Here is a 13,838-nt window from a genome sequence, read left to right as displayed (position 1 = left end):
CGGCTTGACGCGATCGACCCGGTTACGACCCGCAACGGGAGGAGAGCTGGCGTGACGTCATGGTGCGGTTCTCCTTGGCAGGTCGGGGTGATCGGAAGGGCTTGAATCTAGCACGCGCGCTTTTCGGCCGGCAAGCGCACCTCGCCGCAGCGTGGCGCGCACGCATCGCCGCTCGCTTCACTCACTTCAGATACGAGCGAATCACCTGCATGACGACCTCGGCTTCCTCGCTGCGGTGCGCCTCGTCGGTTTCCTTGACGACGTGCTCGCGCATATGGCCCTCGATGACCGAGGACATCAGCCCGTTCGCCGCGCCGCGGATCGCCGCGATCTGCTGGAGGATCGCCACGCAATCGCCGTCCTGATCGAGCTGGGTTTCGAGCGCGCGCAGTTGCCCCTGCATCCGTCGGACCCGGGCCAGCAACTTCGGTTTGTCGTGAATCGTATGCATGTCGGAGGGTGTTTTTATACTGGGGGGGAGTATACTGCGCTCCGTTCTCCAGTCTCTTGGAACGTGGAAATGACTGAATTCTCGACCCTGCTGCAACAGGGCAATGCCTGGTTGTTCGTGCCCAGCGCGATCCTGTTGGGTGCGCTGCACGGGCTCGAACCCGGCCATTCTAAAACGATGATGGCGGCGTTCATCGTCGCGATTCGCGGCACGGTCGGGCAGGCGGTGCTGCTGGGGCTGTCGGCGACGCTCTCGCACACGGCCGTGGTGTGGGCCGTGGCCATGACGGGCCTCTATTTCGGCCGCAACTGGAGCGCCGACGCGACCGAGCCGTATTTCCAGATCGCCTCGGCCGTGATGATCATCGCGATCGCGGCGTGGATGCTGTGGCGCACCTGGCGCGAGCAGCGCGCCGCGCATGCGCATCATCACGACGATGATCACGCGCATGGCCACGATCATCACCATGACGAGGCGCGGCTCATCGACACCGGCCACGGCGTGGTGCGGCTCGAGATCTTCGAGGATGGCGTGCCGCCGCGCTTCCGGTTGCGCAATGTCGGCCGGGGCGGGCAGGCGTGGCCGGCGAGCCAGGTGGCCGTGGAAATCGCACGGCCCGACGGCAGCGCTCAGATGTTCCGTTTCGTGCAGCGCGACGGTTTTCTCGAATCGGCCGACGCGATTCCCGAGCCGCATGCGTTCATGGCGCGGCTGTGGCTCGGCCACGGCAACCATAGCCACAGCTACGCGGTGGCCTTCGGCGAAGATCACGCGCACGCGGCCGGGCTCGACATGCAGGCCGACGGCTATCAGGATGCCCACGAGCGCGCCCACGCCAACGACATCCGGCGCCGCTTCGCGGGCGGCGGCGTCACGACCGGGCAGATCGTCATGTTCGGCCTGACGGGCGGGCTGGTGCCGTGCCCGGCGTCGATCACGGTGCTGCTGCTGTGCCTGCAACTGAAGCAGTTCACGCTGGGCGCGGCGCTGGTGCTGTGCTTCAGCATCGGGCTGGCCGCGACGATGGTGGCCTCGGGCACGCTGGCCGCGTTGAGCGTCAGGCATGTGTCGAAGCGCTGGAGCGGCTTTGGCGGCTTCGCGCGCCAGGCGCCGTATTTTTCGGGCGGGCTGATCGTGCTGGTGGGCCTGTATCTCGGCTATCAGGGCGTTGCGACGCTGGCCTGAACGCAGTTCGACGTTTTCCGGAAAGATCTCATGGCAGTCAAATCACCGTGCATCGAGCTTTGCGCGTTCGACGGCAAGACGGGTTTGTGCACCGGGTGCTTTCGCACCCGCGAGGAGGCGCGGGCCTGGAAGGGCATGACCGATCATCGCCGTCATCAGATCCTCAACGAGCGGAAGCGCCGGCAGGCGAAGCTGGGGCGCAGCGTGGCGGTGGCGAAGGGCGAGGATTGAGTTGCGCGGGATGAACCGGCCGCAAACCAACCGTGTCATCAGCCCGAATCACCCCCGCGCCACCGGACTCAACACCCGCCGCACGAGCGGCAACCCCGCCGCCGCGAACAACGCCAGCCCGGCCGCCGCCACGAACAGCGGTGCGCCGCGCCCCGGCGTGTAATGCATGAACGACGGCAGGCATTGCCCCGCGAAGATCGCCATCGACAGGTTGCCGAGCGCCCGCCCGCGCCGGTTCGCCGGGCTGGCTTCGACCGTCATGTGATTGACGAGCGGAATCGACAGGCCGAAGCCGGTGCCGAGCGCCACCGCGCCGGCCACGAACGGTGCGAGCGACGCGGCGCAGGCGAACACGCCGTGCGCGACGGCGTAGGCGAGAAACGCAGCCGTCAGCGTGGCGGGTGCGCCGAGGCGCGTACTGACACGCGGCATCGCGGCCGCCACGCCCACCGCCACCAGCGACACGAACGCCAGAAAATAGCCGGTGCCCGCTTCGCCGATGCCGAGCTCGTGAAAGCGCAGCGGCAGCACGATCACGGCCGAGAAGAAGCACGCCATCGACAGCAACGCCGCGCAATAGACGCTCTTGAGCGCGTCGGGCAGCGGCGTGCCGCTGTCCGGCTCGCGCGGCGCGCCGCGTTCATCGGGCACGAACCGCAGCACGCAGGCAAACAGCAGCCACGCCACCGCGTATTGCAGGAACGGATACCACCAGCCGCGCACGGCCAGCCAGCCGCCCAGCATCAGGAACGCCACGCCGCCGAGCTCGATCGCCATGCCCTGGCGCGCGATCATCGCGAGCCGCTGGCGGTCCTCGTAGAACGCCGAGATCAACCCGGTGCCGGTGGCCATCACGAGCGCCGTCGCGCCGCCGAGCAGGAAGCGGCTGCCCAGCACGGCATATGGGCCGTGCAGCAGTGCGCCGCCCAGCCCGAGCGCGCCATACAGCGCGAGGCCGAGCAACAGCGCGCGGCGCAGGCCGATCCGATCGGCGATGCGGCCCGCGATCGGCCCGAGCACCACCACGCCCACCGACGGCATCGTCACGAGCCAGCTCTCCAGCCCGCTCAGGCCGAGCTGCAGCGACACGCGCTGCAAGCCCGGCACGAGCGCGCATCCCACCATGATGGTCAGGCAGGCCACGCTCAGCAGCGTGGTTTCGCCGGCTTTTCCCAATGCTTGTTTCACGATGTCCGATCCTTGACGGCATTCGCCGCCTGTTCTACGATGTCCACTCAGTGAGACAATAGTTTCGATATATGGAGCAGGATAAGAAGGCATCGCCGCGTCGTCAAGGCGCGGCCGGTGCGCGCGCCGCCGCGCATGCGTCGAATCCGGCTTCGGCCGAGCCCGATCGTCACGCGGCGCAAGACACGCATGAAGGCGAAGGCGAGGGCGCAGCCGGCAAGCAGGTGATCGCGCGCGCGGCGGCAGTGCTGCGCGCGCTCGAAGGGCAGACGGGCGGGCTGTCGCTGGCGCGGATCGCGCAGGGCGCGAACCTGCCGCGCAGCACCGTGTATCGCATCGTCGCGGCGCTGGAGGCGCAGCAGATGGTGATGTCGGGCGCGGACGGCGTGCGGCTCGGGCCGGCGCTCGCGCGGCTGGCCGCATCGGCGCATACCGACCTGGTGGCGGTGGCGCGCCCGCACGTCGAGGCATTGAGCCAGCGCACGCGCGAAACGGTCGACCTGTGCCAGTTCCGTGGGCAGCACGCGATCAGTGTCGATCAGGCCGTGTCGAACCAGGAGCTGCGCGTGGTGTCGCCGGTCGGCACCGCGTTTCCGGCGCATTGCACGGCGCACGGCAAGGCCTTGCTGGCGCGCCGCAGCGACAGCGACGTCGCCGCGCTGTTCGCCGCCGGCATGCCGAAGCGCACCGGTGCCACGCTGGCCAGCCTCGATGCCTTGCTGAAGGATCTCGCGCGGGTGCGCAAGCTCGGCCATGCCATCGATGCGCAGGAGCACGCCGAGGGCGTGTGCGGCATCGGCGTGTGGCTGCGCACCGGCCTGCCCGACGATTACGCGATCGCGATCGCCGTGCCGGCGCTGCGTTTCGAGCGCCAGCGCGAGGCCTTGCTGTCGGCGCTGATGCAATGCAAGTCCGAGATCGAAGCGTTGATGCACACGGCCGCCGCGCGCTGAATTCATGTCACACTCGCGCGCATGACTGCCCATCCGCCGACCGCCGCTCCCTCTCTCGATTCACCCGCTGCGTCCGTTTCGTCCGCTCCGTCCGGCTTTCCCGATGCCGACGAGCTGGCCATGCTGCGTGCGTGGTACGAGGGCATGTCGGTGCGCGCGGCGGCCGAGCGTTATCTCGGCGACCGGCTCGGCCAGGGCCGCTCGGCACGCGGCGTGCTCGGCGCGATCCGCCGCCGTCTGGTGGCGGCCGCCACGCGAGCCGGGCGACGCGATCTGGCCGAGCTGCTCGCGCATGCGCCGGCCGAGCGCACGCAACAGGCGCGCGCGGTGGCCGAGGCGATCGTGCAACTGCGTCACGCCCGCTTGCCCGAGCCGCACGTCGGCGACGACGTTGACCTTTGGCTGCCCGCGCGCGCCGTGGCGGCGCTGCGCGCGCACGGCATCACCACGCTGGCCGACCTGACGGTGCGCATTCCGCGCCGCCGCCAATGGTGGAAGGCGATCGACGGGCTCGGCCCGGCCAGCGCGCGCCATATCGAGGCGTTCTTCCGCGCGCATCCGGCGCTGACCGAACGCGCCCGCGCGCTGGTGGCCTCGGCCGCGCCGGCCGCGATCGTGCCGTGGGAGCAACTGCGCCTGCCGCACGAGGTGGACGGCACGGCCGGCACGTTCCGCGCGCCGCGCGCGACCTGCACGCTCGACGCCGACAACGATTACACCGCCGTGCAGGCCTGGCTCTCGCTGCACGAATCGGAGGCCACGCGCCGCACCTATCGCAAGGAGGCCGAACGATTGATCCTGTGGGCGATCGTCGAACGCGGCCGCGCGCTGTCGTCGCTGACCACCGAAGACGCGCTCGCCTACCGCGCGTTCCTGCGCCGCCCCGAGCCGGCCGAGCGCTGGACCGGCCCGATCCGCCCGCGCCGCGCCGCCGACTGGCGGCCGTTCACGGGCGCGTTGTCGGCGCGCTCGGCCGCGCATGCGCTGTCGGTGCTCGGCGCGCTGTTCCGCTGGCTCGTCGAACAGCGCTATCTGCTCGCGAATCCGTTCTCGGGCGTGAAGGTGCGCGGCGGGGCACGCTCGGCCGCGCTCGACTCGTCGCGCGTGTTCAGCGACGGCGAATGGCAGATCGTGCGGGTGATCGCCGACGGCCTCGAATGGTCGGGCGGCTGGGAGCCGGCCGCCGCGCAGCGGCTGCGCTTCCTGCTCGATTTCTCGTATGCCACGGGCCTGCGCGCGAGCGAACTGGTGGGCCTGACGCTCGGCGCGATCCGCAGCGACGCGCGCGACGACCGCTGGATCCACCTCGTCGGCAAGGGCGGCAAGGCCGCGCGCGTGGCGCTGCCGCCGCTGGCCTGGCAGGCGCTGACGCGCTACGCGGGCGAGCGCGGCCTGTCGATGGTCGCGACGCAATGGCGGCCCGACACGCCCGTGATCGGCGCCCTGGCCGGCGACGTGCAGGCCGGCATCAGCGGCGTGCGGCTCTGGAAGGTGCTCAAGCGCTTCTTCATGCAGCTGTCCGAACAGTTCGCCGCCGATCACCCGCCGCTCGCCGACAAGCTGCGCCGCGCAAGCCCCCACTGGATGCGCCACACGCACGCCACCCACGCGCTCGCGCGCGGCGCGGAACTGACCACGGTGCGTGACAACCTGCGCCACGCGTCGATCTCGACCACCTCCATCTATCTGCACGGCGACGAGGTCAAGCGCGCCAAGCAGATGGCCGACGCATTCGGCGCGAAATCGTGAGCGCGGCGTAAGTTTGTCAACGGGCGCGTCTCCGACAGGCGCACCGTCGCAAATTGATACGTGTTTAGCTGACAATCCGCGTTGTTTCGACTTCTTCGTTGTGCCGCGCACGCGTAAAATGCGTCGCGATTCCCGCCGTCTCGCACACTTCCGCCAACGCATGCCGGCGCCGCGCCGGCCCGCGCGTTGCCGCGGCACCCGCTATCACCACGATGACATCGACCACACGTTTCTTCCGGTGCACGGCAGCGCTGGCCTGCGCGCTGGCGAGCGCCGTGCTCTCCGCGCCCGCCGTTCACGCCGCTTCGCCGGCAACGTCACCGGCCGCCGCGCCGGCCATCGTCGTCGACACCGGCCACACGCCCCTGCATCCGGGCGCGACCGGCGCCAGCGGCCGCGTCGAATACCGCTACAACCTCGACCTGTCGGCGGCGGTCGCGGCCGACCTGGCCGCGCAGGGTGATCGCGTGTTTCGCACCTCGGCCGACGGCCGCGAGATCGCGCTGGCCGCGCGTGCCACGCAGCACCCCGACGCGAACCTGTTCATATCGATCCATCACGATTCGGTCCAGCAGCAATATCTCGATGCGGGCCGCCAGCGCGATTTCCACGGCTACGCGATCTTCGTGTCCGAGCGCAATCCGCATTACGCGCAGAGCCTGCGCTGCGCGAAGGCGGTGGGCGAGCGCATGCTGGCGGCCGGCGAGACGCCGTCGCTCTATCACGCGGAACCGATCCACGGCGAGAATCGCCCGCTGCTCGATCGCCGGCTCGGCATCCACCGCTTCGACGACCTGATGGTGCTGCATACCGCGCCCATGCCGGCGCTGCTGATCGAGGCCGGCGTGATCGTCAATCCCGACGAGGAGCGGCGGCTTGCGCAACCGGAAACGATTCGTCGCATCGGTGGCGCCATCGCGGCCGGCATCGAAGCCTGCACGCAAGCCGGCGCCGCGTGACGCGGGCCATCGATTTTTCCGAGCGCATACACCCGATTCGCTTACTATCTGAAGCTTGCGGCGACGGATCCCGTCGCCGCCTTTCCCTGACCGACCTCTCGCCATGCAACGACCGGAGCCGCGCCTGACCGAACCGCTCGCCGCGCTCGACGAATCGATCGACGACCCGATCGACGACCCGATCGACGATTCGCCGCGCCACGCCGACGCGACGCGCATCGAACGCGCGATTTCGCAGGCCGCCCAGCCCGTGTGCCTGTGTGCGTCCGACGGCACGCTGACCTGGTCCAACGCCGCGTTCGAGCGCTTGACCGGCCGCCGTGCCGGCGTGCCCGGCACCGCGTTGCGCCTGCAATCGATGCTGGCCGCGCCCGGCGACGCATGGTCCGCGCCCAGCATGGACGCGCTCGCGCGCGGCAGCGAGATCTGGCTGCTGCAGCGTCCGACCGGCGACGGCCTGCCGGTGCGCCTCGTGCTGTCGCCGCTCTACGCGGCCGAAGCGGGCAACGCGCGGCATGCGGCCCGGCGCGGCGCGGCGGCGCAACTGGCCGGCGGCATCGACCTGTCCGGCGCGGATGGCGCGCCTCGGGCCGAGGCGAACGGCGCGAACGCCATCGGGACCGACGCCTGGGTGGTGTTCATCAGCCGTGCCAACAACGAACCGCCGTCGGGCGGCGAGCTTTGGTACGCCGCCAACTACGACGACACCACGCGCCTGCCGAACCGCAAGCTGTTCGCCGAACGGCTCGACCTGCGGATCGCCCGGGCGCGCGCCACCGACGGCTGCTTCAGCATCGTGCTGCTCGAAATCGGCGGCCTCAACACCATTCGCAACGCGCTCGGGCTGCCCGGCGTGGAGCTGGCCGTGCGCGTGACCGGCGAGCGGCTGCGCACCAAGGTGCCGCATCTGTACGGCGTGGCCAGCATGGGCGACGGCAAGTTCGCGATGCTGTGCGACGAGCCTGCGCCGTCGGTGCGCCGGCTGGTCGATACCATCGTGGGCTGCGCCGGCGAGTCGATCGAGTTCGCCGGCGCGGCGCTGCACGTGTCGGCCAGCGCCGGCATCGCGGCCTATCCCGAGCACGGCGAAGACACCGATACGCTGCTGCGCCGCGCGAACGTGGCGCTGTCGTCGGCGATCGAGGATGGCGACGGCGTGGCCGTGCCGTTCTCCAGCGCGCTGGAAGTGCGGGCCACGCGCCGCTTCGAACTCGAGGCGGCGCTCTCGCGCGGCATCGACCGGCAACAGTTCTGGCTCGCCTATCAGCCGCAGGTCACGCTCGAAACCGGGCACATCGCGCAGGTCGAGGCGCTGCTGCGCTGGCGGCATCCGCGCTCGGGCGACATCAGCCCGAACGAATTCATCCCGATCGCCGAGGAAAGCGGCCTGATCGACCGGATCGGCGAATGGGCGATCCGCACCGCCTGCCGGGAAATCGGCCGCCTGCACCGCGATCGCGACGACGCGCCGCGCGTGTGCGTGAACGTCTCGCCGCAGCAGTTCCGGCGCGGCAACCTGCTCGGCATCATCGAGCAGGCGCTCGATGACAGCGGGCTCGCGCCGCACAACCTGGAAGTGGAAATTACCGAGGGCGTGCTGTTCGGCGACACCGAGGCCGCGCTCGACACCGTTTCGTCGATCCGGCAACTCGGCGTGGAAATCGCCGTCGACGATTTCGGCACCGGCTATTCGAGCCTGTCCTACCTCACACGCTTTCCGGTCAATCGCGTGAAGATCGACCGCGCGTTCGTCGCGCCGCTGCCGAGCGACGCGCGCAGCGCCGAACTGGTGGCAGCCATCATCGCGATGGCGCATGCGCTGAAGATGCGCGTGACGGCCGAGGGCGTGGAAACCATCGAGCAGGCCAACCAGTTGCTGGCGCTCGGTTGCGACGAGGCGCAGGGCTTCTGGTACGCCCGGCCGCATTCGATCGCCTCGCTGCGCACGCTGATCGGCATGTAAAACGGGGCGGCGGGCCACCTCGCCTTGCACTCTTTCGGTTTCCTTTCTTTTTTGAGCAGGCGAGCGTCGGGGGCACGATCCGGCACCCGAAAATATTTTTCATCGGGCAGGGAATAAGCGGGTGCGTGCGGTGTTCGCCGTGTGTACCCCGAGAATGATCCGACTCGCCCAGCCATGAAACCCGCACCCGAACCGATTCCGACCGAGCAGGACGTCCAGGCCTATGCCGATGGCCTGCTTGCCGCCGAGCGCGCGCCGAGCGTGCTGGCCTACCTGGCGCGGCAGCCGGCCGAGGCGCGCCGCGTGGCGTTCTATGCGCGGGTCAACGCGCAGATGCGCTCGCATTTTCCGGCGCAACTCGCGATCGAGGGGGCCGAACCGGCGTGGGGCGGTGACGCGTTGCGGGCGGCGGAGCTGGCCGGCGCGGCGTTGCAGCCCGATCGGCCGCGCGGCCTGCGGCGCGGGTGGGCGGCCTTGTCCCGCGGCGGCCGCGTGGCGGCCGTGGCGGTTGCGCTGGCGGTGGCCGCCGGCTTGGCGGCCTGCTTCGTGGCGGTCGGCCTGCCGGCGTTCGAGCGCGCCGCCGCGCAACGGCTCGATACCGCCGCCTACGACGAATTGACCGCGGTGACCGCATTGAAAGCGCACGATATTGCTGCCGCGCCGGCCCGGCCCGACGATGCGTTGTCGAACCCCGCGCCCAACCTCGGCGCGGTCGGTTTCCGGCTGGCCGATGCCCGGCCGCTGGCGCTCTGGCCGTTCGCGCGCGCTCATGCGTTCGTCTATCGCAATGCGCTGGGCGAGCCGCTGGTGCTGGTTTCGCCGGGCACGCCCGAGCGCGGCGGGCGCTGGCAGGCACGCCGGCTCGGCGCGGTGCGTTTGCTCGAATGGACATCGGGCGCCGGGCAACATATCGTGATCGCCGGCGAGGCGCGCACGCACGGCCTGATGAAGGCCGCCGACCTGCTGGCCGGCGATTGAATCCGAGGTACGACCGCATGCATGTTTCCCTTTTCCGACCGTCCGCCCATGAGCCGACCTTGATGTCATGACCATCCGAGACGAACTGATCGACCATGTGCCGCGCCTGCGCCGTTATGCGCGTGCGCTGATCCACAACCGCGAGCTTGCCGACGATCTCGTGCAGGACACGCTCGAACGCGCGCTGCGCCATACCGAGCAGTTCCAGGCCGGCACCGACCTGCGCGCCTGGCTGTTTACGATCATGCACAACGTGTTCGCGAACCAGGCCCGACGGCCCGGCGCGCGCGCCGAGCATGTGTCGGTGGACGACGAGGCGCTGCCCGAGGCCGCGCTCGCCGTGCCCGGCGCGCCCACGCGCTCGCTCGAAGTGCGCGACCTCGATTACGCGCTGCAGCGCTTGCCGCTCGACCAGCGCCAGGTGGTGCTGCTGGTGGGCCTGGAGGAACTGAGCTACGCGGAAGTGGCGCTGTCGCTCGGCATTCCGCTCGGCACCGTGATGTCGCGGCTCTCGCGCGGCCGCGAACGCCTGCGCACCCTGATGTCCGGAACCCAATCCAGCGCAAACCTGAAGGTGGTGCGATGAACGAAGCCATCACGCCGATCACCGAATCGGAACTGCACGCTTACGTGGACGGCACGCTCGGCGAAGCGCGCCGCGCCCAGATCGACCAGTTGCTCGAAACCGATGCCGGCCTGGCTGAGCGCATCGGCGATTACTTCTCGATCAATTCGATGCTGCACGAGCGCTACGACCGCGTGCTCGACGAGCCGCTGCCGGCGCGCCTGTTGCCGCCCGAGGATCTCGCACCGGAAGCGGTCGAGATGCCGCGCGATGCGGCGCCCGTGGCCGCACCCGCGCTTGCACCGGTGGCCGGCGCGGCGCGTCCGGCCGCGAACTGGAAGCGCTTCGCGGGCCTCGCCGCCGCGCTCGTGATCGGCATCGGGATCGGTGCGGGCGGCATGTTGAGCCCGGTCGGCCGCGATGTGGCCGGCAGTGCGGATGGCGGCGGCGGTTCGATCCTGCGCGCGTCGTATGGCGGCGAAGCGCTGGCGCGTCAGTCGGCGATCGCCTATGTCACCTATGCGCCGATGGTGACGCGGCCTGTCGAGGTGGGCGCCGATCGCGAGCAGGAGCTGGTGCAATGGCTGTCGAGCCGGCTCGGCACCGACGTGCGTCCGCCGATCCTGACGCGCGCCGGCTACGAGCTGATGGGCGGCCGCCTGCTGCCCGGCGACGACGGCCCGATCGCGCAGTTCATGTATCACAACACGCTCGGCGAGCGGATCACGCTGAACATCTCGCACCGCAAGCTGGCCTCGGACGTGACGGCGTTCAAGCTCTATCAGAGCGGCCCGGTGAACGTGTTCTATTGGGTGGATGGCCGGTTCGGCTATGCGGTGTCGGGCGGCATGGATCGCCAGGCGCTGCTCGATCTGTCGCACGAGGTGTACGAGCAGTTGACCGCCAGCGGCGGGCCGCAACCGGTGACGAAGTAAACACGCAGGCAAAGACAAAGGCGGAGGTCGGTCGACGCGGCGCGGTGCGATGTGAATCGAATCGCGCCGCGTCGCCGTTGACGTAGCGACTTTACGTATCAGCGATTCACGTCGACCACCAGCCGGCCGCGCACCTTGCCGGCCAGCAGGTCCGCGCCCGCGCCGATCGCCTCGGCCAGGCCGATTTCGCGCGTGATGGTGTCGAGCTGGGTCAGGTCGAGCGTGTCGGCCAGCATGCGCCAGGCCGCTTCGCGTTCGGCGTAGGGGCGCGTCACGCTGTTGATGCCGAGCAGGCTCACGCCGCGCAGGATGAACGGCGCGACCGTGGCCGGCAGCGACATGTCCTGCGCCAGGCCGCAGGCGGCCACCGCGCCGTCGGCGCGCAGCGAGGCGCACACGTTCGCCAGCGTCGCGCCGCCGACCGAATCGACCGCCGCGCCCCAGCGCTCCTTCTGCAGCGGCTTGCCCGGCTCCGACAGCGTGGCGCGATCGATCACCTCGGCCGCGCCGAGCCCGGTCAGATAATCGGTTTCCTGCGTCTTGCCGGTGGAGGCCACCACGCGATAGCCGCGTCGCGCCAGCAACGCGATCGCGAAGCTGCCGACCCCGCCGCTCGCGCCCGTCACCAGCACGTCGCCCCGTTGCGGGCCGATGCCGTGACGTTCCAGCGCGAGCACGCACAGCGACGCCGTGTAGCCGGCCGTGCCCGCCGCCATCGCCTGCCGCGCCGTCAGCCCCTGCGGCAGCGGAATCAGCCAGTCGCCGTTGACGCGCGCGCGTTGCGCCAGGCCGCCCCAATGCTGCTCGCCCACGCCCCAGCCGTTCAGCACCACCGCGTCGCCGGGCCGGTATGTCGGATGCGCGCTCTCGCGCACGGTGCCGGCGAAATCGATCCCCGGCACCATCGGAAAGCGCCGCACCACCGGGCTTTTGCCGGTGATTGCCAGGCCGTCCTTGTAGTTGAGCGTGCTGTATTCGACATCGACCAGCACGTCGCCCTCGGGCAAGCGCGCCTCGTCGAGCGTGTCGAGCCGGGTGTGGCTGGCGCCGTTGGCGTCCTGTTCGATCAGAAGGCAGTGGAACATCGTGTGTCTCTCAGCGGAAAGTGGGTCCGGTCACGGACGGGGGCGGGCGCCGGCCGGCTGCCGCTGAGGCAGCACGGCCAGGAACCCACTGAAGAAGGTGTCGAGCGGCGTGGCGTTGCGCACCAGCCGGGCGCGCAGCACCGCGCCTTCCCAGCCGATCCAGAAAAACTCTGCCAGCGCATCGGGGTTCGCGTCGGCGGCGAGCGTGTGTTCGCGCTGCGCGTCGCGCAGGCAGTGCGCCACGCGCGCCTGCCAGCGCGTGAAGATCGTTTCGAGCGCTTCGCGGAAGCCCTCCGGCAGCGCGCCCACCTCCAGCCCGAGATTGCCGATCAGGCAGCCGCGCGTGAAATCGTGACGCGCCATGCCGGCCTTGGCGTCCTCGACGAAATCGGCCAGCCGTGTAAGCGCCGGGCGGGTGTGGTCGAGCAGCCAGCGGTCGAGCCGGGCCGCGAAGTAGGCGTCGTAGGCCGTCATCAGCTCGCGGCCGAACGCTTCCTTGCTCTCGAAGTAGTGATAGAACGAGCCCTTCGGAATGCCGACGCGCTTGAGCACCGTATCCAGGCCGGTGGCCGAGAAGCCTTGCTCCGTCAGCAATTCCATGCCGGCGCGGATCAGCACGCCGCGCGTGTCGGCGTGCGCTTGCGGGTTTTTCGGGGGACGGCCGCGGCGCGGCTTGAGGGCGGAATCGGTCGAATTTGTCATGCGGCCGATTTTAGACTGATCGTCTATAAAAATGCAAACGGAAGCAGTTAGTGCTGCTTGGATCAGCGTCCGGGGGCCAGTTCGAGCGTTTGCGCGGGCTGCGCAATGAAGTCCGGGTGGGCGGGGTCGTAGTCGTAGCGCGTGACGATCGCGCGGCGCGGGCCGCCCGGGCTGGCCAGATAGTCGATGCGATTGACCGAATTCGGCACGCCGTCGCGCAGCCGGCGCGACACGGCCGTGCCGCCTTGCACGCCATAGACCGGGCGCGCCAGCGCGGCGACCGGCCAGATGCCGGGCAGATGCGTGTGGCCGCCGAGCACCAGATCGATGCCGGCGTCGGCCCAGCGCCGCAGCGCGGCGTCGCGGCCGTGCAGCAGGTCGTGCCGGTTGGTCGGATCGGCGGCGACGATCGGCTGATGGACCACCGCCACGCGCAATTGCGCCGGCCCCGCGCGTTCGAGCCGCCGCGCCACGCGGTCGACCTGTGCCGCCGAGATCTCGCCCGCCGCATGCCGGGCCGCGCGCGTGGTGTTGACGCCGAGCACCAGCAGCGCGGGCGTGTCGAATTCCGGCTCCAGCGCCGCGCCGAACGCGCGCCGGTAGTTCGCGTACGGCCGCCGCCAGCGCGAGACCAGATCGAACAGCGGGAGGTCGTGATTGCCCGGAATCGCCAGCACCGGCAGCGGGGCGAGCCGCGCGACGAACGCGCGCGCCGCGTCGAACTGGCCGCGGCGCGCGCGCTGCGTCAGGTCGCCCGACATCACGACCAGTGCTGGCTGCAACTGCGCGGCGAGCCGCACCAGCGCCTCGACCGCGGCGGGCCGTTCCGCGCCGAAGTGGGGATCGGAAATCTGGAGCAGGGTGGTCATCGGGGGATTATCGCCGGCTTGGGGG

Annotated in this window: 14 protein-coding genes; 9 read left to right on the top strand and 5 right to left on the bottom strand. The window is 70.2% G+C overall.

From position 1 onward, the window contains the following. Positions 1-181: 181 nt before the first annotated feature. Positions 182-451, bottom strand: coding sequence for a metal/formaldehyde-sensitive transcriptional repressor (locus AB4850_RS23235; RefSeq protein WP_414445325.1), 270 nt, complete (start codon positions 449-451; stop codon positions 182-184). A 69-nt stretch (positions 452-520) separates the two neighbouring features. Between AB4850_RS23235 and AB4850_RS23230 the strand changes: the two genes are divergently transcribed. Next, positions 521-1,636, top strand: coding sequence for a nickel/cobalt efflux transporter (locus AB4850_RS23230; protein WP_414445324.1), 1,116 nt, complete (start codon positions 521-523; stop codon positions 1,634-1,636). A 30-nt stretch (positions 1,637-1,666) separates the two neighbouring features. Further along, positions 1,667-1,867 (top strand): DUF1289 domain-containing protein, encoded by a 201-nt coding sequence (locus tag AB4850_RS23225; protein WP_414445323.1) that lies wholly within the window; start codon positions 1,667-1,669, stop codon positions 1,865-1,867. Between the two features lie 48 nt (positions 1,868-1,915). Here the strand turns inward: AB4850_RS23225 and AB4850_RS23220 are convergent, their stop codons facing one another. Then, complete coding sequence (locus AB4850_RS23220; protein ID WP_414445322.1) at positions 1,916-3,055, bottom strand: MFS transporter; 1,140 nt, start codon at positions 3,053-3,055, stop codon at positions 1,916-1,918. A gap of 71 nt (positions 3,056-3,126) precedes the next feature. Between AB4850_RS23220 and AB4850_RS23215 the strand changes: the two genes are divergently transcribed. The 7 genes from AB4850_RS23215 (at position 3,127) to AB4850_RS23185 (ending at position 11,157) form a co-directional block, all read left to right on the top strand. Further along, on the top strand, positions 3,127-4,008 hold the full coding sequence (locus AB4850_RS23215; RefSeq protein ID WP_414445321.1) for an IclR family transcriptional regulator: 882 nt from the start codon (positions 3,127-3,129) through the stop codon (positions 4,006-4,008). 21 nt (positions 4,009-4,029) lie between these two features. Beyond that, positions 4,030-5,757, top strand: a complete 1,728-nt coding sequence (locus AB4850_RS23210; RefSeq protein WP_414445320.1) for a phage integrase family protein — start codon at positions 4,030-4,032, stop codon at positions 5,755-5,757. Positions 5,758-5,969: 212 nt separating this feature from the next. Further along, positions 5,970-6,716, top strand: coding sequence for an N-acetylmuramoyl-L-alanine amidase (locus AB4850_RS23205; protein WP_414445319.1), 747 nt, complete (start codon positions 5,970-5,972; stop codon positions 6,714-6,716). Positions 6,717-6,819: 103 nt separating this feature from the next. Beyond that, positions 6,820-8,679 (top strand): putative bifunctional diguanylate cyclase/phosphodiesterase, encoded by a 1,860-nt coding sequence (locus AB4850_RS23200; protein ID WP_414445318.1) that lies wholly within the window; start codon positions 6,820-6,822, stop codon positions 8,677-8,679. Positions 8,680-8,853: 174 nt separating this feature from the next. Further along, positions 8,854-9,657 carry a transcriptional regulator gene (locus tag AB4850_RS23195; RefSeq protein WP_414445317.1) on the top strand — a complete coding sequence of 268 codons (804 nt, stop codon included), beginning with the start codon at positions 8,854-8,856 and terminating at the stop codon, positions 9,655-9,657. A 67-nt stretch (positions 9,658-9,724) separates the two neighbouring features. Beyond that, positions 9,725-10,243 (top strand): RNA polymerase sigma factor, encoded by a 519-nt coding sequence (locus AB4850_RS23190; protein WP_414445316.1) that lies wholly within the window; start codon positions 9,725-9,727, stop codon positions 10,241-10,243. Beyond that, positions 10,240-11,157 (top strand): anti-sigma factor family protein, encoded by a 918-nt coding sequence (locus AB4850_RS23185; RefSeq protein WP_414445315.1) that lies wholly within the window; start codon positions 10,240-10,242, stop codon positions 11,155-11,157. Before AB4850_RS23190 ends, AB4850_RS23185 begins: the two co-directional genes overlap by 4 nt. A 98-nt stretch (positions 11,158-11,255) precedes the next feature. Here AB4850_RS23185 and AB4850_RS23180 read toward each other — a convergent pair whose 3' ends face one another. The 3 genes from AB4850_RS23180 to AB4850_RS23170 form a co-directional block, all read right to left on the bottom strand. Further along, positions 11,256-12,242 (bottom strand): MDR family oxidoreductase, encoded by a 987-nt coding sequence (locus AB4850_RS23180; protein WP_414445314.1) that lies wholly within the window; start codon positions 12,240-12,242, stop codon positions 11,256-11,258. 30 nt (positions 12,243-12,272) lie between these two features. Next, complete coding sequence (locus AB4850_RS23175; protein WP_414445313.1) at positions 12,273-12,944, bottom strand: TetR/AcrR family transcriptional regulator; 672 nt, start codon at positions 12,942-12,944, stop codon at positions 12,273-12,275. Between the two features lie 62 nt (positions 12,945-13,006). Continuing rightward, the gene (locus tag AB4850_RS23170) at positions 13,007-13,813 is read right to left on the bottom strand and encodes a metallophosphoesterase family protein (RefSeq protein WP_414445312.1); all 807 of its coding nucleotides are present in this window, start codon (positions 13,811-13,813) and stop codon (positions 13,007-13,009) included. Positions 13,814-13,838: the final 25 nt, after the last annotated feature.

This window comes from Burkholderia sp. 22PA0106, assembly GCF_047497155.1.
Taxonomy (GTDB): Bacteria; Pseudomonadota; Gammaproteobacteria; order Burkholderiales; family Burkholderiaceae; genus Burkholderia.
This window is presented reverse-complemented; position numbering and strand designations above follow the sequence as displayed.